19 protein-coding genes are annotated in these 26,373 nt (G+C 57.6%); 11 read left to right on the forward strand and 8 right to left on the reverse strand.

The window, feature by feature from the left end:
• Positions 1-345: 345 nt before the first annotated feature.
• Positions 346-975: a TetR/AcrR family transcriptional regulator gene (locus PH551_RS28150; RefSeq protein ID WP_010030804.1), complete on the reverse strand. Its 630-nt coding sequence runs from the start codon at positions 973-975 to the stop codon at positions 346-348.
• A 70-nt stretch (positions 976-1,045) separates the two neighbouring features.
• On the opposite strand from PH551_RS28150, the gene PH551_RS28155 reads away from it, so the two are divergent.
• The 4 genes from PH551_RS28155 to PH551_RS28170 all read left to right on the forward strand — a co-directional run bounded on the left by PH551_RS28155 (position 1,046) and on the right by PH551_RS28170 (position 5,367).
• A complete protein-coding gene (locus PH551_RS28155; protein WP_018247133.1) occupies positions 1,046-1,789 on the forward strand; it encodes an SDR family NAD(P)-dependent oxidoreductase in 744 nt (247 codons plus the stop codon).
• A gap of 129 nt (positions 1,790-1,918) precedes the next feature.
• Positions 1,919-2,062: a hypothetical protein gene (locus PH551_RS28160; protein ID WP_155774532.1), complete on the forward strand. Its 144-nt coding sequence runs from the start codon at positions 1,919-1,921 to the stop codon at positions 2,060-2,062.
• A gap of 139 nt (positions 2,063-2,201) precedes the next feature.
• The gene (locus PH551_RS28165) at positions 2,202-4,301 is read left to right on the forward strand and encodes a hypothetical protein (RefSeq protein WP_225881307.1); all 2,100 of its coding nucleotides are present in this window, start codon (positions 2,202-2,204) and stop codon (positions 4,299-4,301) included.
• Positions 4,302-4,554: 253 nt separating this feature from the next.
• Positions 4,555-5,367, forward strand: a complete 813-nt coding sequence (locus PH551_RS28170; RefSeq protein WP_004680464.1) for an IS5 family transposase — start codon at positions 4,555-4,557, stop codon at positions 5,365-5,367.
• 90 nt (positions 5,368-5,457) lie between these two features.
• Here PH551_RS28170 and PH551_RS28175 read toward each other — a convergent pair whose 3' ends face one another.
• Positions 5,458-6,567, reverse strand: coding sequence for a hypothetical protein (locus tag PH551_RS28175; RefSeq protein WP_018247131.1), 1,110 nt, complete (start codon positions 6,565-6,567; stop codon positions 5,458-5,460).
• Positions 6,568-6,998: 431 nt separating this feature from the next.
• On the opposite strand from PH551_RS28175, the gene PH551_RS28180 reads away from it, so the two are divergent.
• Positions 6,999-7,226, forward strand: coding sequence for a helix-turn-helix domain-containing protein (locus tag PH551_RS28180; RefSeq protein WP_004680466.1), 228 nt, complete (start codon positions 6,999-7,001; stop codon positions 7,224-7,226).
• 79 nt (positions 7,227-7,305) lie between these two features.
• Here the strand turns inward: PH551_RS28180 and PH551_RS28185 are convergent, their stop codons facing one another.
• The 3 genes from PH551_RS28185 to PH551_RS28195 are packed head-to-tail and all read right to left on the reverse strand — an operon-like array spanning position 7,306 to position 12,765.
• Complete coding sequence (locus PH551_RS28185) at positions 7,306-10,560, reverse strand: error-prone DNA polymerase (protein ID WP_004680467.1); 3,255 nt, start codon at positions 10,558-10,560, stop codon at positions 7,306-7,308.
• Positions 10,557-12,068, reverse strand: a complete 1,512-nt coding sequence (locus PH551_RS28190) for a Y-family DNA polymerase (protein ID WP_004680468.1) — start codon at positions 12,066-12,068, stop codon at positions 10,557-10,559. Before PH551_RS28190 ends, PH551_RS28185 begins: the two co-directional genes overlap by 4 nt.
• On the reverse strand, positions 11,989-12,765 hold the full coding sequence (locus PH551_RS28195) for an ImuA family protein (protein ID WP_004680469.1): 777 nt from the start codon (positions 12,763-12,765) through the stop codon (positions 11,989-11,991). The genes PH551_RS28190 and PH551_RS28195 overlap by 80 nt, the downstream gene beginning before the upstream one ends.
• Before the next feature lie 282 nt (positions 12,766-13,047).
• Here PH551_RS28195 and ligD point away from each other — a divergent pair, with 282 nt between their 5' ends.
• Together ligD and PH551_RS28205 are read left to right on the forward strand one after the other, a co-directional pair.
• Positions 13,048-14,115, forward strand: coding sequence for a non-homologous end-joining DNA ligase (ligD, locus tag PH551_RS28200; RefSeq protein WP_018247130.1), 1,068 nt, complete (start codon positions 13,048-13,050; stop codon positions 14,113-14,115).
• A 60-nt stretch (positions 14,116-14,175) separates the two neighbouring features.
• The gene (locus PH551_RS28205; protein WP_010031308.1) at positions 14,176-14,949 is read left to right on the forward strand and encodes an SOS response-associated peptidase family protein; all 774 of its coding nucleotides are present in this window, start codon (positions 14,176-14,178) and stop codon (positions 14,947-14,949) included.
• 295 nt (positions 14,950-15,244) lie between these two features.
• Here the strand turns inward: PH551_RS28205 and PH551_RS28210 are convergent, their stop codons facing one another.
• A complete protein-coding gene (locus PH551_RS28210) occupies positions 15,245-15,568 on the reverse strand; it encodes a hypothetical protein (RefSeq protein ID WP_004680472.1) in 324 nt (107 codons plus the stop codon).
• 195 nt (positions 15,569-15,763) lie between these two features.
• Between PH551_RS28210 and PH551_RS28215 the strand changes: the two genes are divergently transcribed.
• The 4 genes from PH551_RS28215 to PH551_RS28230 all read left to right on the forward strand — a co-directional run bounded on the left by PH551_RS28215 (position 15,764) and on the right by PH551_RS28230 (position 23,367).
• Complete coding sequence (locus tag PH551_RS28215; RefSeq protein WP_244414447.1) at positions 15,764-16,537, forward strand: plasmid pRiA4b ORF-3 family protein; 774 nt, start codon at positions 15,764-15,766, stop codon at positions 16,535-16,537.
• Between the two features lie 348 nt (positions 16,538-16,885).
• Positions 16,886-20,023 carry a site-specific DNA-methyltransferase gene (locus tag PH551_RS28220; RefSeq protein WP_004680475.1) on the forward strand — a complete coding sequence of 1,046 codons (3,138 nt, stop codon included), beginning with the start codon at positions 16,886-16,888 and terminating at the stop codon, positions 20,021-20,023.
• A 4-nt stretch (positions 20,024-20,027) separates the two neighbouring features.
• Positions 20,028-22,994 carry a BPTD_3080 family restriction endonuclease gene (locus PH551_RS28225; RefSeq protein WP_004680476.1) on the forward strand — a complete coding sequence of 989 codons (2,967 nt, stop codon included), beginning with the start codon at positions 20,028-20,030 and terminating at the stop codon, positions 22,992-22,994.
• Positions 22,987-23,367, forward strand: coding sequence for a DUF6883 domain-containing protein (locus tag PH551_RS28230; protein ID WP_004680477.1), 381 nt, complete (start codon positions 22,987-22,989; stop codon positions 23,365-23,367). Before PH551_RS28225 ends, PH551_RS28230 begins: the two co-directional genes overlap by 8 nt.
• A gap of 491 nt (positions 23,368-23,858) precedes the next feature.
• Here PH551_RS28230 and PH551_RS28235 read toward each other — a convergent pair whose 3' ends face one another.
• The gene (locus PH551_RS28235; protein ID WP_004680478.1) at positions 23,859-25,679 is read right to left on the reverse strand and encodes a DUF262 domain-containing protein; all 1,821 of its coding nucleotides are present in this window, start codon (positions 25,677-25,679) and stop codon (positions 23,859-23,861) included.
• An 85-nt stretch (positions 25,680-25,764) separates the two neighbouring features.
• Complete coding sequence (locus PH551_RS28240) at positions 25,765-26,370, reverse strand: hypothetical protein (protein ID WP_004680479.1); 606 nt, start codon at positions 26,368-26,370, stop codon at positions 25,765-25,767.
• Positions 26,371-26,373: the final 3 nt, after the last annotated feature.

Below are 26,373 nucleotides of genomic sequence, written 5' to 3' on the forward strand. Positions count from 1 at the left end.
GAAGCCAGAAGTGCACCTGTGTTGTGGAGTCGTTAGCGGCCGTAGCCGCGCCATGACCAATTCAAAATCAGCATCGAAGGTCACCATTCCGCCTTTAGCGTCATCACTGGCACAGATATTCCTGATACTCTGTGAAGCACATCTCGCCGCTCAGTTAGAAGCGTATAAGCGGATACGGCGGAATGGCGGGGACTCCATATAGTGCGGGATCAGGCGTTGTTACACACGTGGAACCAGGATGCTGAGCGCGAACGATTCGTACGGCGCGATGAGCCTGCGCCATTAGTGCACGTCGCGCGAGGCCCGCCGCTTTATTTGATATTCAAGAGCAACGGCACCTAAGACTTATGTTCGAAAAGGTAATGACGCTAACGTGATATCGACGATCGACATAAGATGGGATCGCGATGCGCCATCGCGTGCGAGGGTCGACATGCCCTGCGCAACAGCCATGATGAGCCCCGCAAGCGCTACCGGATTTACGTCTGGGCCTATTTCGCCTTTATCTATGGCGTAGGAAATTCGAATCAGTAGCTGTGCCTCAAGATGGCGCCTGATGCCGGCAAGCATCTCCTGCAGATCCATCGAGTCTTGTGAACAGCTTATGACCGACGTTGCCAGCAAGCAGCCCCGAGGGGTTTCCTCTCCGGTAAACTTGGTAGCCGCATTGACAAGCAACTCGTGGACGACCTCCGTGAGCGACTTTCCGTCGCTGACCACGTCCTCAACTGCCGGCCCGCTCGCGAGATAGAGTTCGACAGCCTCCAGAAACAACCGCTTCTTGTCTCCGAAGGCGGTGTAGATGCTCGACGGTTTGACCCCGAGCGCGGCGGTCAATGTGGCGAGAGATGTCCCTTCATAGCCGTACCGCCAGAACAGCACCATCGCCTTTTGGAGAGCAGCATCCCGGTCAAAGGACAGGGGCCGTCCACCCTTCCTAGGCGCATGATAAAGGTCGTCAATCATAGTGATCATTATTAAACTCTTGACGGCTGTGTTCAAGTCCCATAAATGTGTTTCCTAGTGATTGATAGGAAATTAAGATATGCAAAAGCTTACTGGGAAAGTCGCGATCGTGACCGGGTCGTCGAAGGGCATTGGCGCTGGCATTGCTGAGCGCTTGGCTGCGGATGGCGCCTCTGTAATCGTGAACTACGCCCGATCGTCGGACATGGCGCAGGCCGTCGTCGATAGAATTACGGCGGCTGGCGGCTCCGCATTCGCAATCAAAGCCGACATCTCCAACCCGGCCGAAATTTCGTCCCTCGTTCGCGCTACCATCGAGAAGTTCGGAAAGTTGGACATTCTCATCAACAATGCGGCTGTCTATAAAATGGACAGCCTTGAAAGCCTAACCGCTGCGAGCATCGACGAGCACTTTGCTCTTAACGTGCGCGGCCTTCTTCTTATGACGCAGGCCGCGGCTCGCGAATTGGGTGAAGGAGGCGTGATCGTTAATATCAGCTCCGGAATGGCGCAAAGTCCTTATCCTACTGTGCACGCTTACTGCTCAACGAAGGGAGCGGTCAACACGCTCACGCGGTCTCTCGCGCTTGAGCTGGGATCTCGCAAGATTCGGGTAGTAGGGATCGCCCCCGGTTTCACCGCCACGGAAGGCAACGCCGATATCCGAGACGTTGCGTCCGATGGCTACTTGATCGGTAAAACGCCGCTAGGTCGAATAGGCGAGCCTACTGACATCGCCGCAGCAGTCTCCTTCGCGGTATCTAGCGACGCGGATTGGATAACGGGAAGCACGATCGACGTCGCGGGCGGCATGATCTTTTAGATATTACCATCGAGCGACCGCGCAACGGTCGTTCTCAATGCGATCGAATTCTATTATCCTGGGTCAAGGGATAGCACGCAGTTAAACTCATGGGGTCGTCCAATCGCAGCCGGGCGCGTCAATAGTAAGTTGTGTCGAAGCAGCGCTTCCGGGTGCATTGTTGTCATCGCGTTCCATATCGCTCGCCGCATGAAGGAGCTTGCCGGCCCGAGCGAGATCACCTTCACCGTCTTCGACGAGATCGGCTATGCCGAAGCGGCTCCGGCTCAGTGAGCCGGCCGTACACTCATGTATGATCGCCCGGATATGTCCGGGTCGATCTTAGGGACGCTTGAGTTCGCCAGCCGGTGCAAGATTTATGGTGAAAAATACAATAATAATGTGCACCATTGTGGCAACCTGGGGGAACGACATGAGGAAACTTTTAATTGGACTTGCCGCCATCGTCGTGTTGGTCTGCGGTGTAGCTGGGACATATCTTTATCATCTGTTTGAAGAGCGGAGACTCGAAGAGACACTTGCGTTGCAAGAGCGCTCGCTGGCCCTCACCGAAGCCATTCTACAAACCGGGGCCAAGCCAGACGACTGGAGCAACCGCATCTTTCTACCCGAGCGCGCGCTGAGAGGACTTGTAAGCGGGCTCAATGGGATCGAACGCGTCGTTCGCCTCGGCGATAAGGATCCCGAAGGACACTATGATGGCGCAGTCATAGTGCGGGTCGAAGAAGCGGTGCTGAGCACGAACGATGGCTCATTTCATGCCAAATTATCGCTTTCCGCTCATTATCAAGCCGATAAAAAGACGTCTTGGTGGGCAGGAACGACAGCATTTGCTGAACTCGATACCATGCTCCTTCCGCTGCCCGACAAGGACGACAAAGGCCGGAACGCAATCCGCCTTCATCTCGTCCCGTACGCAGTTAAGCCTAAATTCAATTGGGGAAATTTATCATTAAGTTCGGGGGACCTCTTAGCCGAACTAATCGCCGACGGAGCTTTTACGGGTTGGGGCAAGGAACTCGTTATTCCGGGGCCAAGCATTGTGAGTGACTTAGAACTGGACATTGGCAAAGCGAATTCCAGTCACAACAAGTTCGAAGTGAGCGGCGGGTATGATCTTGCGATTAAGATCAATCGCGACAAGCTTCATAGAAGCATTGCAGCCGAAATCCCCGTATCGACGACAAACGGCATTTGGATGCTCGGCGGAAAAACTATCGACGAGGTCTTCTCGCACTTGGCCGAAACAAAAGAAACGACTTCTGAAGCGCTTGAGCGCCGCAGGAAATCGGTTTCCGACCGTCTGCGCCCTTTCCGCGACGATCGCGATCTCGTCTATGTCCGAATCCACAATACTCCGATTTTAGAGATGGCTTCAGAGCTCCGTCAGGCAACGACGGGCTCGATCAGCAGTTCCAATGCGAGCGGAGAGATCGCTCACCCAGCCTTGCTGAAGGACGACCTCTTAGGTGAGGTCAGCCTTGTCGTCACGCCACGTGGGCCGTCATTTCTCTCCGGATTGTTCGACGTTCAGCCACCAGACATCAAGTGGGTGCCTGGGGTTGGCCTTCAAACCGCACTTCGAGTAGATGCAAGCCTGAAAGTGGAACTGCACACCCACACGAATGCCGCCTTTGTTGGAGGAGGTTTTGGCAATGATATCGATCTTCACGCCAAAACGTCACTCGATCTTCCAGTCTCGATAAAAGTGGCGAAGCAAACGGTCGCCGCCGGCTCGGCGATTGTTCTGATACCCGAGCTTGCCTGCCGACGTATAACCATTGGCGTTACCCCGAGCGCGCCTAGCGACATCGCGGCGAATGCGTGGCTTACCATTCATCAGTTGAGGATTGACGTTGAGCGCAACATCGGCGGCGGGAAACAAGCGCCTTCAATTTTGATCTCCAGCCTCCCGACATTCTACCCCTTCGGCAAAAACGAGGAGCCAAGGCCCGACGAACGCGAGTATACGAACTTCGGTCGCAGAGGTGTTGAGGTCGCATGGGATCCGAAGGACGTCGTGGTGGGGGCGGATTATCTTGAGCTCTCCGCAGGTTACTCGATAGTTCCAAAAACGGGTGATGCGGGTCCGGTTTCGAAGGAACAGTTTGACGCTTTCAAGACAGCCCTTAACGAAGCCGTTCCCGCTATTGCCTGCGAGCCCGATGACAACTTCATTCTTAAGTCTTGGAATGTCACGCTACTAGATAAGAACTTGCTTGCCAAAGCAATCATGGACGCCGTTCGGGCGGGGCAGCATGTGGCGGAGGAAACGAAAAAAGAATTGACCAAGCTCTACGAGCGGCCTTTCGACTCCCTCAAAGATCTTCCTGACAACGCCTGGCGGGAGGGGACGAAAGGCGTTCAGGGCGCAGTCGACAACGCCAAAGCTGCAGCAGATGCCGCCGCGAAGGCTGCCGCCGATCTCGCGAAGGGGATCGCCGATGCCGCTCAGAAAGCAAAGGATGATCTTGAGCGTTCCGATCTTAACCCTGGGAATTGGCATTGGTGACACTATCAGTTCCGCGAAACTTCGACCAAGTTCTCTTTGTCTGAACGCCGATGTAACTGCACCACCCGAAGAGAGCGAAATAGACGTATATTTGTATCGGTTGATAGATCCACGGCATATTCCCGGTGACGTCTCCGATACAAAACATGCTCGGTGATCCGGAAGCATACCTAAGAGCCCGTCTCGAAAGGGTTGAGTAGCTGGCGCGGTCGTGATTCCGAATTGGGTGTCGAAGCCTAATCGGAGAGACCTGATGTGGACGCCAGCTACCCGTCGCCAGCATAACCGAGAAAGCCTGCGTTATGAAACCGATCTGACGGATCGCGAGTGGAATTTGATTGCGCCGATGATGCCGGCTGCGGCGAAGACGGGACGTCCGCGCGGATGGCCGCTGCGCGAGATCATGAATGCAATCTTCTATGTCATGCGCGGCGGCATCGGCTGGCGGCTTCTGCCGTCCGACTTTCCGCCGAGAAGCACGGTGTTCCGGTGGTTCTGCCGGTTCCGCGACGACTGCCTGTTCGAGAAGATCAATCACCAGCTTCTGATGCAGGATCGGCAGCGATGCGGACGCGAGGCCTCGCCCACGGCCTCGGTCATCGACAGCCAGACGGTCAAGACCTGCGAGAGCGGCGGGCCGCGCGGCTATGATGCGGGCAAGAAGATCAAGGGCCGCAAGCGCCATGCACTGGTCGACACCGACGGTCGGGCGCTGGTGCTGTTCCCGCATCCGGCCAATATCCAGGACCGCGACGGAGCGGGCCCGGTGCAGCAAGCCTCGCGGCGGCCATTTCCATTTGTCGGCAAGGTCTTCGCCGATGCAGGCTACCAAGGCCCGCGCGTGGCCGAAGCCACGTCCATTGCAGTCGAAATTGTCAGGCGAAAGCCCGATCAGATCGGCTTCGCCGTGCAGCCGAGGCGATGGGTGGTCGAGCGCTTCTTCGCCTGGATCAGCCGTAACCGCAGGCTATGGAAGGACGCCGAGGCGACCATCGAATCCGCCACCGCTTTCCTCTACGCGGCAGCCGTCATGATCCTCGTCAGACGCATCGCACGCCAATCATGACCAGTTTCGGCACGGACTCTTAGTGGCACGGTTTTTTACCTGCTCAGTGCCGACCATAGCTCTGTCGAGGTTTTTAGACGCAAATGCTCGTCACCCTTGAGATCTCCATGATCTCTTTGAAAAGTACCCGATTGCCCTATCGTCCAAGAGGTCAGCTTCAATATTGAAAGCCGCCGCCACGATGTCGTCCATTTCCTTGGCTCGATCAACCGTTGCGTAACGCGCTTCGAGCCTTTGCTGTTGCAGGTCTATGGTGTCCTTCCAATAGCGGGTGCCTTTTATATCTGCGTGTGTGTCAACGAAGCGGGCAAGGGGTCCCCCGGCCCCCCAGCCAACGAAACCTGGACATGCGCGGCAGAACTCGTAGAGTTTTTCGTCACGAGTCGCGATCCACACATCGTGCTCGATCACTCCAAACATGAACTGCTCTCGTGAATTATTCACGATATCAGCGGCGGAGATCAGTTTTAGGTCATTAGCACCGTTCAGCGCGATACGGTGTAGCTCTTGGACCCGGGTCAAGCCTTTGGCGCCGCCCTTCTTCAGTTTCGTGAAATTGTTCACAGTGGCCGACTTCCGCGTCCTCACAACGTCAGTCATACCCTTTTCAGGAGCGAATACGTATCGCGCGATCGACAATTCCTTCAGGCTGATGAGGTTAAGGACTTCCTCGCAGTAGTCGATGTAGAGCGTGAATTTTTCAAACCCGTCCAACGCTTCCAGGCGATAAATAATGTTTAAGGCCAGCAGTGACGCATAAGAGCAGGCGATGGTCGTCTGACGCTCCGGTGATAGTGCACTGAAGGCCTCGGGCTCAAAACTTTCGCCGGCGAAAGGAACCTTCACTGAGTTAGGGTCATCCCGGAACTTGGGCAGGTAGTCTCTGCAAAACCTTTCGAACGCAGCCTCGACCGGAGCCCGTCGCCCCGGCGGAAGCTCCTGGTAGGCAGCAGCAGGCGATATGAAAACGCCGTATTTTGACGTCGTCTCGATCAACCTTGCCAGATCGACAATGCCTGCGTCTTTCAAGTCCTTATGCCGCTGCGATCCGTTATACGCGATTTCAATCGTCAGCAGGATGTTGGTGTCCACCATCACATTTGTCTGCCTTCGGTTCCGGTAATTCTCGCGGATTAAGCCTTTGTTGATCTTAATTATTTCGGGAGAGCTGGAAGAGGATTTGAAAGTGTGTACGGTCATATTCTCTGTTTCTGCATTGAGCGTCTATTCATTTGCCCGGTCGCCATACATTCGCCACCGCCAATACACCTAAGTAACAACCTTACGTTACTAATTCTCTAGGTTCTTGGGCGACGAGACGAGCTTCGCTCGCAGGTCCGGACTAATCATCACAGTGCCTGAACACTGCGCGACGTTCTCAGCGAGAGCGTCGCATTGCGGGAGCCTAAATTCTCATTCCGTTCGCCCTTAGCGTATGCTTCGCACGCCTCTTGTTCCCCCAATAAACGACGAGTTTGGTGAGTGGTACACGACGCTGATCGAGGCCGTTCAGGACGATATTGTAAGGGCAGTCGGGGCTTCTAGAAGCCAAACGGCAGCAACTTCCTTTCCCTCCCCTTCTCATCCGACACCTTGCACAACAGAATGGCCCAGAAGGCCGTGCCCGCAAGATGAAGCGACAAAGACAATTCTCGAAGACTTGGCGCTACACGAGCTGCGCGTGGCCCGAAAAAACTCAGCAGGATCTGGCACGCGCACTCTATGTGAAGCAGCCGGCTGTCGCAAAGCTGGAGCAGCGTGGCGATATCTATGTCAGCAGCCTGCGACGCTATATGGAGGCTTTGGGCGGCACGTTCGAGATCACCGCGAAATTCCCCGACGCCTCGGTCAACATCTAGATTTTCAGCGAAGTGGCCACTGAGAAGTAACATCGCTTTGAACCAATAGCGCCTCCGACCAGACATTTACCCAGATCGCTCAATGAAAATTCCGGCTCTTCACCTTCAGCGTATCGATATGAAGATCGGGTGTGAACATGTCCCGCGGAACGACCGGCTTTAGCCGATCACGTGAATCCGGCCCACCCCCATGGGCAAACTCGTCGCCTCTCCCGGTCGGCAGCCTGAACTCCGTATCTCGATCGGCAAGGCCAACCAGATCGGCTGAGAGATCGAAGAGTTGCTGGGCGACGAGATGGACCACCTCCCCTTCTCGCTGGATCCGCCCGTTGATCGCCATCATTGAGGATCCCAGTACGATACGCCGACGCTTCTCGAATAGCGACGGCCACACAACGACGTTGGCCGGACCCGTCTCGTCCTCGATGGTGATGAACATCACACCCTTGGCCGATCCCGGCTTCTGCCGCACCAGCACGAGTCCAGCGGTGTAAACCCATCGGCCATCCCGAGCATTCATCGCCTCGGCACAGGTGATGATATTGCGTACCGACAGGCCCTTGCGCAGAAAGGCGACCGGATGCTGGCGCAAAGTCAGCCCGATGTGGCTGTAGTCCTCGATCACGTTGTGGCCGTCGTTCATCTGCCGAAGTGCCACCTCCGGCTCCTGTTGCTCGGCAATTGCTGTTGCCTCACGTTCGGCGGCGGCGGCAAACAGGGGTAACGGCTCGTCGCGCAGCGCCTTGATCGCCCAAAGCGCATCGCGTCGTTCGAGTTTCAGCGATGGCAGAAAGGCGTCGGCCTCCGCGAGTTGAACAAGCGCTTCGGTCGGCACGCTAGACCGGCGCCACATGTCATCGACTGAGGCGAACGGGTTGTTCATGCGCGCTGCAACGATCCGTGCGGCGTCCGCGACAGCCAGCCCTTTCACCTGCCGAAACCCGAGGCGCACAGCATGACGATCGCTGCCTCCAATCCTTTCCAGCGTGCAGTCCCATCGCGAGCGGTTGACGCAGACCGGCCGCACCTCGACGCCATGCTTGATCGCGTCCCCGACGATCTGGGCCGGAGCATAAAATCCCATTGGCTGGCTGTTGAGAAGGGCTGCACAAAAGACGTCGGGGCAATGGCACTTGATGTAGTTCGAAGCGTAGGCAATCAACGCAAAGGAGGCCGCATGACTTTCCGGAAAGCCGTATGAGCCAAAGCCCTCCAACTGCGAAAAGGTCTTTTCGGCGAACTCGGCCGAATATCCGTTCTTGACCATGCCTGACACCAGCTTGTCCTTGAAGCGCGAGACGCCGCCGGTGAACTTGAAGGTCGCCATGGATTTGCGCAGCTGGTCGGCCTCACCACCGGTAAAGCCGGCACAGACCATGGCGACGCGCATCGCTGACTCTTGAAACAGCGGCACGCCAAGTGTCTTGCCGAGCACCGCCTCCAACTCGGGTGTCGGATACTCGACGGGCTCCTTGCCTTCGCGACGACGGAGATAGGGATGCACCATGTCGCCCTGGATTGGGCCCGGCCGCACGATCGCCACCTGAACAACGAGATCGTAGAACGTGCGCGGTTTTAACCGCGGCAGCATCGCCATCTGCGCACGGCTTTCGATCTGGAAGGTGCCGAGCGTGTCAGCCTTGCGGATCATTGCATAGGTCGCCGCATCCTCTTGGCTGATTTTCGAGAGATCAAGATCCTGCCCTTTGTGCTCGCGGATGAGATCAAAAGCCTTGGCCATGCAGGTGAGCATCCCGAGCGCCAAGACATCCACCTTCATGAACTTCAGAGCCTCGACATCGTCCTTGTCCCATTCGATGATCTGCCGGTCTTTCATCGTCGCCGGCTCGATCGGTACAAGATCGTCCAGCCGGTCATGGGTGAGGACAAAGCCGCCGGGGTGCTGGCCGAGATGACGCGGCGCGCCCATCAGCTGCTGTGCCAGTTTCAGGGTGAGCGCTAAGCGCCGGTCGTCCGGGTTGAGATTGAGTTCCCTGATGTTTCGGTCGGGAATTTCTTCCGACCAGGACCACATGCCTGACGACAGCGCCTTGATGACATCTTCAGGCAGGCCAAGCGCCTTGCCGACATCGCGGATTGCGCCCTTGGCCCGGTATCGGGTGACGGTCGCACAAAGTGCCGCCTTCTCCTTGGTATAAGTCTTGTAGATCCACTGGATGACCTCCTCGCGCCGTTCGTGCTCGAAGTCGACATCGATATCCGGCGGCTCGTCGCGTTCCTGGCTGACGAAACGCTCGAAGAGGAGATCATTGGTCGAGGGGTCGATCGATGTGATGCCGAGAATATAGCAGACGGCGCTGTTGGCCGCCGATCCCCTGCCCTGACAGAGAATGCCCTGGCTTCTGGCAAAGCGCACGATCGAAAACACCGTCAGGAAGTACGGCGCGTATTTCATGGTGCGGATGAGATCGAGCTCGTGGCGTACGGTCTTCAACACGTCCGGCGGCAGACCTTCCGGGTACCGGTCCGGCGCACATTCCCAGACATAATGCTCGAGAGACGCCTGGGCGTCCTTGCCCGGAACGATGGCTTCCTCCGGGTACTGGTAGGTCAGCTCCTCAAGCGAGAACTTGCAGCGATGCACGATTTCCAGGGTTCGCGCGAGTGCTTGCGCGTAGCGCGGAAACAGGCGTGCCATTTCCTCCGGTGGCTTGAGGTAGCGGTCGGCGTGGCGTTCGCGCTCGAAACCGACATCGTCGATCGTGGTGTTGTGCCGGATACAGGTAACGATGTCCTGCAATTGCCGCCGGCCCGGCTCATGAAACAGCACATCATTGGTGACGACGGTTCTGACCTTGAACCGAGCCGCCATGTTGGAAATCTCATGCAGCCGCAACTGGTCGTTCGGTCGCCGACGCAGACAGAGAGAGACGTAAGCGCGATCACCAAACAGCTCAGCCATTTTTCGAAGCTGGATCGCGCAAAGATCATCCGGCAGATCCGGCACCAAAATGCCGATCATCCCCTCGGAGTAAGCGACGATATCGTCCCAGTGCAGGATGCAGTTGTTCTTGCCGCCGCGCGATTTGCCCAGCGTGATGAGGCGCGTCAGGCGCGAATAGGCGGATCGGTCCATCGGATAGACCAGCACAGACATCCCATCCGCGAGATCGAGCCGACAGCCGACGACCAGGCGCAGACCCGTGGCGCGAGATGCTTCCAGGGCGCGGACGATCCCGGCCAGCGAATTGCGATCGACGACGCCGAGTGCTTCGATGCCGAGCTGTTTCGCCGTCTCGAACAATTCCTGTGCAGAGGAGGCGCCGCGCAGAAAGGAAAAGTGGGTCGTGACCTGCAGCTCGGCGTAGCTCATGCGAAGATCCCGTGGCAGAACCAGCGATGGGACCCGGTCTCGGGATCCACTCCGTCGCCGGAGCGGAACACCCACAGGCGCTCGCCTGCCTCGTCCTCGATGAGAAAGTAGTCCCGCACCGCCTCCATCTCGGCGTCACGCTGCCACCACTCCCCGAAGATGCGTTCCGGGCCGTCGGCGCGTTTGACCTTACGGCGCTTGCCGCGCCAGACGATGGAAACAGGCGGCCGGTCCGGCATCAGCGCAATCGCCTCGATCAGTTCGGGTCGTGGCAAAAGCCGGACTGGACGGCGCCAATGGCTCACCCAGGCAACAGGGATCGGTTCAGCAACGGGACTGATCCGCCGGACGGAACGTTCCGGCACATCGGATGCAACCGGCGCGACGCGATAGACCCGCTGGCCCCGATTTCCATAGATATCGATGAGCGGTGTCACATCGGTGATGTCATCCTCGACCAGAGCAGAGACTTTCTGCGCCTCCTCCAATGGCTCTACCATGACGGCGACAAGGGTGAGCCTCTCGATCCCGAAACCCGGCTCGATCTTTTCCGTCCGGTCCCGAAACAGTTTCGTCAGCCAGGCAACGTCGCGGGCAGGTTTGGCAGTGCCTGCGCGAATGGCTTGTCTGGTGCCGTCGACCTTCTCGACGATCAGGTCGGCGCGGCGCACCCCAAGGCCGCGCTTCTGAAGCTCATCGACCAGTTGGACGACGAGGCGGCCGACATATTTGTTGATCGTTTCGGCAGCGCCAATTGGTTCAGCGAAGGCTTTCGAGACTTCGACCAGCTCAGGCGTCCGGATTGGCTTGATCGGCTCGGCGATGCGACAGAGCATCTGGTCGAGACGGCGCCCAACCTCCGGCCCAAAGCGCAACGTCAGCGGCGCGCGCGGGGTATTGGCAAGCTCCCCGATCGTCTGAAATCCGAGAATGCGGAGATCGCTGACAATCGTTGCCGGCAGGCGCAGGAGCGATATAGGCAGCTTTTCGACGGCCCGCACTGTCTCACCCGGCGGAATGACAATCGTCTCGCGCTTGATTGCGCGGGCGCAGGCATGGGCTGCACCCCAGCTGTCGGCGACCGCCACGCGGGCAGTCAGCTTCCTGCCCAGAAACTGGTTGGCGATCTTTGTCACCATTGGCAGCTCGCCGCCCTGCAGGTGGTCGGCGCCTTCGGTGTCCATCACGATGCCGTCGATCCCGTCAATCGCGACGATCGGCGAATAGATTGTTAGTGCCCACAGTGTGATGCGTTCGAGGGCTACCCGATCGGCTTCGATATCCGCGTCGACCATCATCAGGCCATGAAACAGCGACTGCGCCTTTGCCGCCGGCATGCCGACATGCACGCCTGCCACCCGGGCAGCCGGGTCGGCAGCCGAAACCCATCGCTTCGACCCGCTTCTTGCGATCACGGCAATTGGCTGTTCAGGCGAAATGGAGGGATCCGCCCGCCGAATACGATCCGTCGGCAGATCCGGAAGATAGATCGAGACGACCCTTGTCATCACACGCCCTCACGAGAAACTCAGCACACTCACCCGCTTTCACGCGCATCAATTCAAGAAACCATTGAGGCCTGCCCACCCCCGGTACCGGCAGCTCTTCCGATGGCATCACACTGACCCGCCATCTGGTTGTTGACGCCGTCGGCTGGCCAAAATCATTCGCCTCGGTCTGCCGTCGCCATCGCCGGACGGCAAGAGCCATCGTCCCGGTTCGCTCGGCGGCTAGCTGCAATCGGCGGGAACTGACCATCGGCAGGCGGACAAGTTCGCCGACGACCGCTCCGAGACCGCCGAACGACAGTCCCTCCTCCATATTGGCCAGAACATCCTCTTCCCTGTCGGACTCGACAAAAATCACCCGGTCGGGATGGAGGCCCACCTGGGCAAGCGCCGGAAAGAATAGATCCGGTCGGGTCAAACACCAAACGACGGGGCCTTTGGTTCGCGCGGCAATGCCGGCCACACAGAGTGCCGCCGCCGCGCCATCAACAGTACCGGAACCGCCGCCCGCGAACTCATGCAGCGCTCCATGGGCGAGACCACCGCCCGGCAGGACCGCATCGATCTCCGACAGACCGAAGGGCAGACAGCCGGCACGTCTGGCCTGCGCACCCTCCATTGATGCGATGCGCTCGCGCAGATTGGCGATCACATCGGAAACCTCCTCAGGGGCCCTCGTGGCACGGGCAGCATTCATCGTTCACGGCTCCCTTCAAGGTCGCGTTGGCGGGATCGACATCATGTCGGGCGGGCGATATGTTCACTATCTGTTCTTGTGCCAGCAAAGAGTCAAGACACATTGAGCGTAGGAATATTCGCCTAGCATTAGCGATCTTGAAGATTGCGAACGGAATCAATCGCGTAAGGCCGAAAAGAATTTTTGGCGCAGTTTCCGGGCGTTTGGGCCCTGCCGGTGGATAGCGGGGAAAGAAGTCAGTTCGTCGCAATGTTCTTAAGCTTTTTGTGCTGCACTTCAGCCATGACAAAGCCTCCCAGGTCAAACCCACCTAGAACAAAGCCGCTTCTTCGTGACGGCGAAGCTCCGATCCGCTCGAAGCCACGCAGGAAACGCAATCCGGCACAGCCACAGCTGCTTTTCGATCCCATGCCCGATCGGGTTGAGCCAGCGCTGGCTGAGCTGAAGGCACATCCGCCAAAAGGTGATCAGTGGAGCTGGGAGCTGAAATGGGACGGCTATCGCCTGGCGGTCCATATCGAGCCGCAAGGTGTGCGCATCCTTACACGTGGTGGCCATGATTGGACGCATCGCTTTCCTGATATAGCAGAGGCCGCTCGGGCGCTCGGGCCGGCGACGATGATCATCGATGGCGAGGCGGTGGTGCTTGACCAAGAAGGGCGACCGGATTTTGAGCTGCTGCAGCAATCGCTCGGCGCTTCTGGAAAGGCCGCTGGCAACCGCGCCTCGGACGCCATTCTCTACGCCTTCGATCTAATTTATCTCGACGGCCATGATCTGCGCGGGATCGAATACCGCTCGCGCCGGCATCTTCTTGAGGATACGCTCACCGAGAAAGATGGCGCCATCCGTCTTTCGGAGACGTTCGACGCGGATCCCGCTGTCCTGCTTGAGAACGTTTGCCGCCTTGGTCTCGAAGGCATCGTCGGCAAGAACCTCGATCAGCCCTATCGCTCCGGCCGCACCGGCGACTGGGTGAAGGTCAAATGCGTTGAGAGCGAAGCCTTCATGATCGTCGGCTATGAGCCATCCACGGCGTCGCTTGGCGGCTTCGGGTCTCTCGTGCTTGCCGCCTACCGCGACCATGATCTTGTTCATGTTGGGAGCGTCGGCACGGGCTTCAAGCAAGCCGAGATGGATAGGCTGCGCAAGACGCTCGACAATCTGCGCTGGAAGCAAAAGCAGCCACCTGTGTCCTTCGCCGGGAAAGCTGACATCGTCTGGGTCGCGCCGACCTTGATCGCCGAGATCGAGTTTCGGGCCTGGACCGGAGACGGCAAACTGCGGCATCCATCCTACAAGGGCTTGCGGGAACGTCAGGACAATGCCGACGTCTTCACGCTCGACTAGCGAAATCGGTATCGTCCGTTAGATTGTCTTCCACGACCTTGCGAACGTGGATGGCGTTGGATGTGCAATCTCTACCGGATGGAAGACAAGGACTGGGTCGCGAAGTGGGCCCAGGATGCCGAAAGCCTGATCAATCTGATGCCGGCCTATCAGATGAACCCCGACCAGATGGGGCCGGTCGTCCGCAACACGGCTGACGGAAGAAAGCAGCTCGTGCATGCGCGCTGGGGCCTGCCATCGCCGATTTTCGTGCAAAAGAAGGCTGCGGAAGCTCGGGCGGAGAAACTGAGAGCCAAGGGTCAGGCAGTCGAAATGGACGAGCTCATCCGCATGGAACCGGACCGGGGCGTGACCAATGTCCGCAAGCTTAACCTTCCCCACTGGACACGATGGTTTGGCATCGAGCATCGATGCCTGGTCCCGGTCACAAGCTTTGCCGAACCGGATCCGGCAAGCCAGGAAACCGGCGGCAAGGTACCCAATACCTGGTTTGCCCGCGATGAGGCGAAATCGCTGATGTTCTTTGCGGGCATTCATGTGCCGCAGTGGAAAAGCGTGCGGAAGGTCAGGGACGGCCTGACCACTGACGACCTCTATGGGTTTCTCACCACGGATCCCAACGATCTCGTCAAGCCCATCCACGAGAAGGCCATGCCGGTACTGTTGCTGACAAAGGAAGAAACCGACATCTGGATGCGGGCGCCTTGGGACGAGGCAAAGCACCTCGCTCGACCACTACAGAATGATGCGCTCATCATTTCTTCACGCGAACCATACGGATCTACGATCGTGTCGAAATCCGGAGAGCCGGTGGAACAGGGTAGTCTGCTTTGACGCCTGATCTCAGACCACGAATCTGTCGTAAAACGAAAAAGCCTGCAGCGGGAGGAGGTGCGGCAGGCTTTTCGAAAGAATTGAACAACGGCTGGGAGGAGGAGTGCCGCTGTTCCGTCAGACGTCCCTTGGGAGGAGGGGTGGGTCGCCTGAAACACGAAGCCCTGCGGGAGGAGGTGCATTGCTTCGATGCCCTGAGGATACCAGAGGCTTCTTTGATCGCCAGCATTCAGATCGCAATGCAGCCATGCGTATGCTGCATTGCAACATAAATCTTTTGCTTATTTTTCGGCCACTATGATGAAGGCACAGCTTTCTGCGTACTCGGCTCAAAGCCGAGAACGAACTCGATCACCTTGGTGGATGACATTTCGCACGGCTTCAGCAGCGAGCCTGATGCAGCCAATCGATAGAAGTTGAAGCTGATGATATCTGTTCCGCCAAGCTCCTCGCCATAGAGCCAAGTCCGCTTTCCGTCCTCCGACCGCTTGACGGTCACGCCCCATGCTCGACCACCGAAATTCCCGTGAATATAGCCGTCAGATAGTCTGGCAAGCGCGGCTTCAAATGAGGCAGAAACAGCAGACGCTTCTTTGCTGGAGGTCAGGGCGCCAGGCATTCGTCACAAATCCCACAGCCATCGTCATCCATGCTCGATGCCGGGCGCAACTTTCGACAGCAGGGACAGATTGCTGCGTCCGGAGTGCAGGTGTCTTCCCGTTCCGGCGGAAGAATTTCGATGCACACCTTCGACACCATATCGGCCGCGCTTTGATCCATGGCGATGCTCCAATTCAGGCCCATACCAGAGATAGTGAGCATCGACGCCTGCACAAGCCGGCAGGTTGCTGCCAGGAGCGTGCCGATCCCAGCCATATCGTCGAGCGACCTTCTTGACGATCTCCTTGCGACCTTGTTCATTCCTGTCATGTTCAAGCCCGCAAACGCCGTGCAGATCAAAGTTTCCATCGACGAGATCCAGCCGCAAGTCTGGCGTCGGTTAGTCCTGCCCATCGACTGGAATCTTCAGCACCTGCATCTCGGAATTCAGGCTGCCTTCAACTGGTGGAACTATCATCTCTACGAGTTTCGGATTGGTGGTCTACGCTATGGTGATATCGAGGTCCTCACAGAGGACGCGACCGACGACGATCCTCGCGTCTTCGATCAGACAGAGGTTCGCTTGCTGGACTTTGAAGAAGGTTCTGTCTTCAGCTATAACTATGATTTCGGGGATGGCTGGCGGCACACCGTTGCGGTCGAGGAATTCCTGACACTCGCGCCTTCGCCAAAACAGGGAAGCTGCATTGCTGGCGAAAGGGCGCGGCCACCCGAAGATGTTGGCGGCGTTTCCGGCTATGAGCGCTTCCTGGAGATCATCGCCGACAAGGAAGATCCGGAATATACTGAAACTATCCGGTGGTGCGGCGGCTACTTCGATCCGGAATGGCTCGATCTTGCGGTGGTGGACAAGGATCTCCGCAACGCTTTGCGCTCGTCAAACGGCGCCTGTACCAACCAAAACCCAAACCCATGTCCACGAAATGAATTGGATGAGGTTCAAGATAGACGCCTTGAAGGGATATGAACCAACGACCCGCCAGAATTTCGGATGCAAGGCGGTAAATAAATCAGCCAGATCAAGCATCTGGTCTGCTATGGGCTGTCCGGAAGGGGACCGCAACCTGTCAGGCCGTTTGTTGGAGTGCAGCGGGTAAAGCAAACGTTCCGCGTTGAGAGCGGCTCGCTCACGCTCCTCAGGGGCCATTTGCGACAACCCTCGATGCTGCGCTAGAGCTTCGCCGAAGCGACCATTCGCATACTTGCTCGCTTTATGATCTTCAGTCGGGCATCAGGAAATAGAATTCCTAGGTGCAAACGGACAACCGGCGCGATAGGTAATGAAGAACAAGACCGTTTATGAGTTCCTGGCCCCATGTCCGATATTTCCAATCTAATCCTGTCCCTGACACCCGAAGATGGCTCCACCATTGGCAACGGGGCGATGCTTGCGCTGCTGCGCGAGCACATGCCGGACCTTGCCGAAGACGACTACATCGCCGCGCGCGATGCGCTGATCGATGAGGGCGTGCTGGGGAGTGGCCAGGGACGTGGCGGGTCGATCTTCCGTGTCACGGATGAACCGGACGATGATAAAGACGACCTAGACGAGGATGAGAGTGACGAGGACGACCAGTTCGAACTGATCCACACCGAAGAGGCCGCCTCGCGTCAGCGAAGGGCCAAGGCCGGGAAGAAGGTCGCGCGCAGGGCGGACGGGCTCGTGGAGGTGCTGTCCTACCGCCACGGCGAGACGCGGGTGAACAACCCCGAGGTCGGGATGGTCCATGCCGGTACAGATCCAGATGGCGACAAGACGGTCTGGGCCTATGACCCGCATCTCGACCCGGTGCTGAATTTTGACTCTGCGCGCGCGGGAATCGAGAAGCTGATCGACGACGCGCTGGCCAGCGAAGATCCCGAGCGGATGGAGGACGCGCTGCGGGAACTGAAGCGGCTGCAGGCGCCCTATTTGAACTGGACTGGCAAGGCAGAGCGATTGAGCTTCGAGGTCGATACCGTCTCGCTCCATGTCCATGAACGGGTGGACCCGGCGACGATCCTCGCCAATGCGGCGAAGCGGCTGAAGGGCAAGGATGCGCCGACCCAGTGGCGGCAGCCGGACCTGTTCGCCGCACCGTTCGAGAACCTGCCGCTGCGCCAAGCACTGGATTTCTATCACCATGAAAAGGGCTGGTCGAACCGGCTGGTGGCGGGCGACAGCCTTCTGGTCATGAACTCGCTTCTGGCCAAGGAGAGCATGCGCGGCAAGGTGCAGATGATCTACATCGATCCGCCCTATGGCATCAAATACGGATCAAACTTCCAGCCCTTCACGAACAAAAGAAAGCTGTCAGACTCGGATAAAGATGAGGACCTCAACCAAGAACCCGAGATGATCAAGGCCTTTCGGGACACGTGGGAACTCGGCATCCATTCATACCTCACCTATTTGCGTGACCGCTTAATATTGGCAAGAGAGCTGCTGAACGATAGTGGAGCAGTCTTCGTGCAGATATCTGATGAGAATGTACATTTGGTCAGGGGAGTGCTTGACGAAATATTCGGCGTTACAAATTTTGTCTCGCAGATATCATTCTCGAAAACAGGATCTGTGACTGGCAGCCACCTCGGAAAGGTTTGCGACATCCTGTTGTTTTACGCGAAGAACAAAGATCGCCTGAAGTACCGAACTCTCTATGAAAAAAAGCCGGATATGGATGGCGACTATTCTGAAGACCCGCTGAAATCGGATGGCTTCAGAAGTACGACCACCTGCCCATACAATTTCATGGGAAAGAGCTGGCCGTGCGGCGCGAATGAACATTGGAAGGTGCCGATCGAAGGACTTGATCGCGCGGCTAAAGCTGGGCGGATAGTTCCGAAAACTACGTCGCTTCGTTTGAAGAAATTTGCGACTGATTTCGAATACAAGGTGTTTCACTCAGTTTGGCTTGGGTTTGGTGGCGCATCCAACATGCAATACGTCGTCGAAACCAACACCCGCATTGTAGAGCGCTGCATATTGATGACGACAGATCCAGGTGATCTAGTGTTAGATATTACCTGCGGCTCCGGAACTACGGCGTTTACAGCTGAAAAATGGGGGCGCCGCTGGATCACTTGCGATACCTCACGTATTGCCATCACGCTCGCAAAGCAGCGGCTGATGACTGCCAGCTTTGACTACTACATTCTAAAATACCCGCACGAAGGATTGAAGGGCGGATTTGATCATGAAACTGCAAAGCGCATTAGCCTGGGGTCGATTGGCAGCAATACGGATATCGACAAGATATTTGATGAAGACCATCCCAAAATCGCCGCGGCGCTGGCCGATCTGATCAGTGCGCTGGCCGCCACTCCACCAAAGCCACTCAAGCCCAGCCAAGGCGTGCGCAAGGGTGAGCCAGTAGACTTCGCCAAAGGTGACACCCTGCACGAATGGGAAGTGCCGTTAGACTGGCCCGACGCATGGCCCGATACAGCCCGTGCGCCCTTCGAAAGCTTCCACAAAGCCCGGCAGGCGATGCTGCGCCGCATGGACCAGAGCATAAGTGACCACGCCGAGCAGGAAACGCTTTACGACAAGCCGCGCATCGACAAATCCAAATTGCGCATCTGCGGGCCATTCTCAGTCGAGGCGGTGCCGGCGCCTACCGTCCTGTCGCTGGACGACAGCTTGCCCCCACAAGAGGCCGACGAAACCGTCGCCCGCTCCGGCGAGACGTCGCGCCAAGCGCTCTGGCGCGACGAACTGCTGAAGACCGGCGTGCGTGGCAAGGGCGGCGCCATGCTCCGCTTCGCCGAATTCGAGACGCTGCCGGGGCTGAAACACATACACGCCAGCGGATTGCTGGCCGAGACGGGCGAACGCGTCGTCGTCAGCTTCGGCCCCGAGCACGCGGCGCTGGAGCAGCGGCAGGTGGAACTGGCGCTGACCGAAGCCGAGACCCTGCGCCCGTCGCCGAAATTCATCCTATTCTGCGCCTTCACCTTTGACCCTGAGGCTGCGAAAGACATCGCCGAGGTGAACTGGCCGGGCGTAACGCTGCTCAAGGCGCAGATGAACACCGACCTTTTGACCGAAGACTTGAAGAAGGGCCGCAGTTCCAACCAGTCCTTCTGGCTGATGGGCCAGCCCGATGTGGACCTGCGCAAGCGCAAGGACGGGCTGTGGGAGGTTCAGGTCAACGGTTTCGACTATTTCGATCCGCGCAAGGGCGATCTGGTCTCGGGCGGCACCAAGCAGATCGCCATGTGGTCGCTTGACGTGGATTACGACAACCGATCCTTGATGCCGCATCAGGTGTTCTTCCCGATAGCGGATGCGAAGGGCGGCTGGAACCGCCTGCGCAAAACCGTGAGGGCAGAGCTGGACGAAGACCTGCTGGAGCAGTTCCACGGCACCGTCTCGCTGCCCTTCGAAGCGGGCGAGAACCGACGCATCGCGGTCAAGATCGTGGACGACCGCGGGATCGAGTCGCTCAAGATCATGTCGCTGGAGGGATAAGCCCATGTCCCTCATCATCAATTCGCCCTTCGTTTGCCCGGCGCAGCATTGGGTCGAGGCCAAGGGCGGCAAGCTGGAGATCAAGCCCGAGCGGCGGCCGGCAAGCTACGAGGTCTTTGACGCGCGCAACAACACCAAACGCACAGAGGTGCTGGATCTGGTGAACACGATCCGCATCCGCGTGGATCAGTGGCGCGAAGACGGCTGGCCCGGCGTGACCATCGTCACCCGCAAGCTGTTGGAGCACTGGCACGACCACGAAGCGCGACAGCATCCGTTCTATTTCTGCCAGCTTGAGGCCATCGAGACGCTGATCTGGTGGGTCGAGGGTGCGGCAGGCTACAAGCAGGGCATCGCGATCCCCGGCGATGGCGGAGTATGGGAGCGTCTCTGCAACAAGATGGCGACGGGCGCGGGAAAGACCACGGTGATGGCGATGATCATCACCTGGCAGGTGCTGAACGCGCTGACCTATCCGAAGCGGAACAAGGATTTCAGCCGTGCGGTGTTCATCGTGGCGCCCGGCCTAACCGTGAAGGAACGGCTGCAGGTGCTATTGCCCAGCGAGGGCAGCTATTACGACGAGTTCAACCTGTGCCCGTCCGAGGCCCTGCGCCAGAAACTGAACCAGGCGGAGGTGATGATCGAGAACTGGCACACGCTAATGCCGCTGAAGGAAGCGGACCGCTCGGTGGTGAAGAAGGGGCGCGAATCCGACGAAGCCTTCACACGGCGCGTGCTGGGCAAGCTGGCGGCGCACAAGGACATCATCGTCATCAACGACGAGGCACACCACGCCTATCGCAAGCCGCCCGAGGTGAAGATCAGCAAGAAGCATGCCGAGGAGCATGGCATCGACCTCGACGAGGCAACGCGCTGGATCGAGGGGCTCGACCGCATCCACAAGACCCGGCGCATCCAGCGCTGCTTCGACCTGTCGGCAACGCCCTTCGCGCCGACGGGTAAGAAGAGCACCGATACTGCGCTGTTCGACTGGATCATCTCGGATTTCGGCCTAAACGACGCGATCGAGGCCGGGCTGGTGAAGACCCCGCGCGTGGTGGTCAGGGACGATGCGGTTCCGGATGCTAAGACGCTGCGCTCGAAACTCTACCACATTTACCGCGACCCGACCGTTTCCGAAGATCTGAACCGCAAGGCCGAAGCGCATGAAGCGCTGCCGAAGCTGGTCCAGGACGCCTATACGCTGCTCGGCGCCGACTGGCGGGAAACTCGGGCGCAATGGCAGGAGGCCGGGCATCATTCCCCGCCGGTCATGCTGACGGTCTGCAACCGCACCGAAACCGCAGCCCGCATCGAGACCTATTTCAACAAGGGCGATGCGCACTGGCCGGAATTGCACGCACCGACCCGAACGCTCCGGGTCGATTCCAAGGTGCTGGAGAAGGCTGAGATCGGCGAGACCGCGACCTCCGACAAGGATTACGAGGCGCGGCTGAAGGCAATCATCGACGCTGCGACCATCCCCGAGACCCGCCGCCAGCAGTTCCGCGCCCTGAAGAAGGAAGAACTGCTGCGTGAGATCGTGGACAACGTCGGAAAGCGGGATGGGGCCGGACAGGATCTGCAGAACGTCATATCGGTTGCGATGCTGTCGGAGGGATGGGACGCCAAGAACGTCACGCACATCATGGGTCTCCGGGCCTTCACCTCGCAGCTGCTCTGCGAACAGGTCGTCGGGCGCGGATTGCGTCGGGTGTCCTATGACACGGACGAGAATGGCCTGTTCCTGCCCGAATACGTCAACGTTTTCGGTGTGCCGCTTTCCATTTCGGAAACAGGCGAAGGCGGGGAAGCTCCACCGCCTCCGAAACCGACCACTCAGATCGAAGTCCTGCCCGAGCGGGCCCACCTGGAACTTCGCTGGCCGAACGTGCTGCGGGTTGAAACGGTCGTGAGACCACAACTTGCCATGGACTGGGGCAAGGTAACACCGCTCGTGCTCGACCCTGCCAGCACGCCAATCAGCGCGGAATTGGCCCCCGCGCTCGGCGGCGCGACCGACATGGGCAAGGTGACAGCCATCGACCTCGAGAAACTGCCTGACGGCTTTCGTCTGCAACGTCTCGTCTTTCAGGCAGCACGGAAGGCCTTCGCCGAACTCAGCCACGGTTTTTCGGGTAACTACGAGTATCTCGCAGCGCAGCTGGTCAAGATCGTTGAGGCGTTCCTCAACTCCGACCGCCTCGACATCCCGTCGCTGTTCCACTCCGACCCGCTTCGGCGGCGGATTCTGATCGCACTCAACATCGACCTCGTCGTTCAGCATGTGCTGAGCAACGTGACAGAGCAGAACACGGAACGTCTGACGCCGGTGTTCGACGAGGAAAACCCGATCGGCGCCACCGGCCAGATGCGGACCTGGTACACCACCAAGCCGTGCTTTCCGACAACCAAGTCGCATATCAGCCACCTGGTTGGGGATTCATCCTGGGAGGGACATGCAGCGAACATCTTCGAGAAGCGCGACGACGTCATCGCTTATGCCAAGAACGATCATCTCGGCTTCCAGATCTACTACATGTGGGCGGGTTCGCGGCGACGCTATGTTCCGGACTTCCTTGTGCGCCTCACAGGTGGGACGATGCTGGCGCTGGAAGTCAAGGGCACTGACAGCCCTCAGGACAAGGCAAAAAGGCTCGCGCTCGACGAGTGGATCGGGGCAATCAATGCTTCAGGTGGCTTCGGTCGCTGGGATTGGGACGTAGCGTTCGCGCCCCATCAGATTGAGGACATTATCCGTAGGACAGCGGGCCATCGGTTTGCCGCACATTCCCTAGTCAGGCTGCGGCGTGCTTTCACGGCCGCGAGAATCGATATTCCCGCAGGCACAGAAGGAGTCATCGTCGATAGCTATCCGTCGCGAGATGCATACGAGGTTGAGGTTTCGCTTGCCCCGGCTTTGACAGTAACGGTCTTCGGGAGTGATCTGGAGCCGATCGATGCATGACACCCCGCCTTGGCAGCCATTGGGCGAGCAATCGTGGATTGAGAACCCCCAAGACCTTCGCATTGCCGACAATAAGGTCGCTGACTACCTTCTCAACAACAACCATTCAATAGGAGCAGCGAAGGCCAAATTTTTTGAAGGCGTTGGCCACAAACGTGAAGACATTGAGTCATTTAAGGAAACGATGCGAGAGCACGCTGCTTGCAATCCTGTCGCTTCAGTAGAGAAACATGCCTTCGGAATGAAGCTAGTCGTTGACTGCTTTGTCGGGATGCCGAATGGCCGCAGTTATTGCATTAGGACGGTTTGGAATGATCACGGAGACGGCCTACCACCTATTTTGATTACCGCGCATCCAATCGATTTAGCCTAAGCAGGCGCTATTTCGGGACGAGGAATCAAACCAACATCCACGCTGGGTGACTCGAATGAGTGCGCAATGGAGACCAATGACTAGGCGGGACCTCAAGGGTTCCATCTGGCTGAACAAACTGCCATTCACTGACGGAAGCATACGGGCGTAATGAACCTATAGAAACAGACAGAGATTACTGAAACGAACGGCTGATCTTGGAATTGGAGACCAGGCACCCTTTGGGCCCGGAGACGGACCAACCGGTCTTGGCGTGACGGTCGAGATCTGCAGATCTCGATAGAGATGCGGCCTGTAATCAAGCAGCCCTAACGATTTCCATACAGAGTCCCACGGAGCGATATTCAACCCGGACGTTTTTGACGGGCCGGCCCGCACTGCAGGTGGGGCTCGAAGCGCTTTATCGCATGTGGTTACCTGCGCTGGCTCAGCACCTTAGTCGTGTCAGGTAGTCCGCGCATAACCCTTCGTGCAGCCGCTGGTACTCCTTGTCAGTTGCTTGATGCTGAAGGCATTGGGATATCCCAGACGACCTCCGCCAGTTTACTCAGAAACTCCTGACGCTCTGTGACAGCTACCGCATTCCAAGTTTGCCAGCTTTCAAGCTTGCGCACGGTTGCCGTAATCCTGTCGTCCTTGCCCACCTCGTGCGCTGCAGCATCCGCCTGACACTTCGTTAGCAGAAATTTCGACTGCTCATACGCTACGATTTTTCCGGAATACCGGCCGTTCTGAAGCGCCCTGTTGATCGCTTTCTCGATGAGTAACAGGTTGCCGAGACACTGGCGAATATGAATATCGGCGGCACCCTCGCCAAACTCTTCCATAGCCTCGAAAGAAGCATTCGATGCCAAGATGTGCTCAATGTCGTTGCCGCCGGCCGTGTAGTCGGACAGGCGGTCGCGCGATGCACTCGAGCCGTATGCCTGCAGGTCGATATACTGCGTGAGCTTTGCCAGTAGATAGCGGAGACGGAAGCCGCGGAGCTGCCAGGTCTTCAAACCAAGCAACGTCCTCCGGAATTCAAGGGCCAGCGTTTGACGCTCGGCACGCAAGGTTTTCTCCAAAAACAGTTCAAGCTGCGCATCAGAGATTTTGTTGAGCTGATGCGCAGCTTCGATAATACGTCTCTCATACTCTTTACCTGACGTGCCGGTCAGTAGCCAAACGAACATGGTTTTCTCCAGATCGTCGGCAAGTTTGCTGAAATTCGCAGGGGACAGGGAGCGACCAGCAAGCAGGAGAATAAAGTGCTGCTTTATGGACTTTCCTCCGAGCAGACGGGTGTTGATGATTCCTGCCTCTTCTTCGCCAGCGACGTTCTGTCCCTTCGCGAAGTGAGCATACGCCTTGGCAGCGTCAAGCAGCTTTCCGGCAAAAGCGAGCGGTTTTTTTTCGTGATTGGTTTGCTCCGCGTTCTTCCGAAACCAATCGTAGATCGCGTCTTCACGAAGCCTTCCGTCTACGTCATGCGCCGCAAGCAGATAGTACCTCAAGAACCGTAGCGGCTTTTCGTTCGCCTGATAGATAGCATCGGTGAGCTGTTTCCACACAGCTTTCAGCTTGCTAAACTCCTCACCTTTTGCGTTCATGAAAAGGAGGTTCTTGAGCAAGTCCATGGCGTCGAGGCCGACGCCACGATCATTGATCGTCTCAAATATTTTCAACGCCACGGCTACGGTCGGAGTTTCGATCCGGATGATCTTCACCTTGTTGGTGAAGTAGCCGTAGAAACGGCGTACTTCGGCTGGATCGTTTTTAAGCGTGGTCTCAATAAATTCCTTGATTGTCAGATATGCATTGTAGAGATTTCGGATTGACCTCGTTCCATCGCTGGGGGCGTCGGTGCCTGCACCTTCCGCATACCTTCTTAGGACGTCGCCCGCATCTTCGTATTGAAGGTCGAGCCTTAGACTTTGCGTTGTCTCGCCCTGCCAGTTGGTGGAGCTGTAAATTATCTGTCCGGGAAGTTCCTCTGGAACATCTGCCTTTAAAGCGACCAGCTTATCGCGGAGCGCGCATAATGTGAGATAGGCGGTTGTAGTTCGCTGCTGACCGTCGATGAGGTCGAAAACATCGCCGGCCTCGCGACAAACAACAACGGTCCCGATGAAATACTCAGGCGCGTCGTTCTTACTGGCATTCTGGTACTCGCTGTAGATGTCGCTCAGAAATTGTTCGACCTCTTCGCCACCCTCACCGCGAGGGTCCGTCTCACCCCAAACGTACTCCCGCTGATAATCGGGAACGCGGTAAAAGTCTTGGAAAAGAGATTTAATGTTTCGGTCTTGCGGATCGATCTGTTTGTTCATGCATAAAGCCCCGTGTGATAATCTGCTTGTTCCCTTTCAGGACAAGATTAGTCAACTCCCCTACGCGTTAGCGCGCCCAGGCATTTCAAAAGCCCTTGGACGCAGAGTCACCGTGAATCAATGTGCCGACTAGCTCGGCCGGTGTTCCGGGTTGAGGGTGGAACCACAACTCTATGGGAGTGATCGGCCCGTTGACTTTTGTGACAATCTCGATCGCTTGGGTGATCAGACGTTCTGGAAGTTCGCCATAGAACAGGTAAATAGCGCGATGGTAGCCTACGAGGCGACAGTATTCAGATAGCGTTAGAATATCCTTACATATGCCGCCAAGCCGCGCAGAACCAGGTTTCACCTCAATGATGGCATGATTGTTGTCCATCGATCCGGGGATGTGAACAAGCAGATCCGGCGACGCGAGACGGGCGCCGGTTGCCTTGATCAGAGCGTGTCCTTGTTTGTCTACTTCACCGTTCAACACGAACGCAGTGTCCGACGGCCAGATCTGCCGAAGTTGGTGATATAATTCATAGCAATATACGCGTTCGCGAAATTTGGGATCGCTTCCATGGACTGGTAGATGAAAGTAGAGGCCTCCGATGGAAGCCGTAGCCTGACAAAAAACGTCGTTAAGTTGCTGCACCTTAACCTCAACACTTTCGAGGAGATTGGCCGGCGTTGCGCCGGCGGCCATGGC

Origin of the sequence: Rhizobium atlanticum (genome assembly GCF_030182485.1) — a bacterium.
GTDB lineage: Bacteria > Pseudomonadota > Alphaproteobacteria > Rhizobiales > Rhizobiaceae > Rhizobium.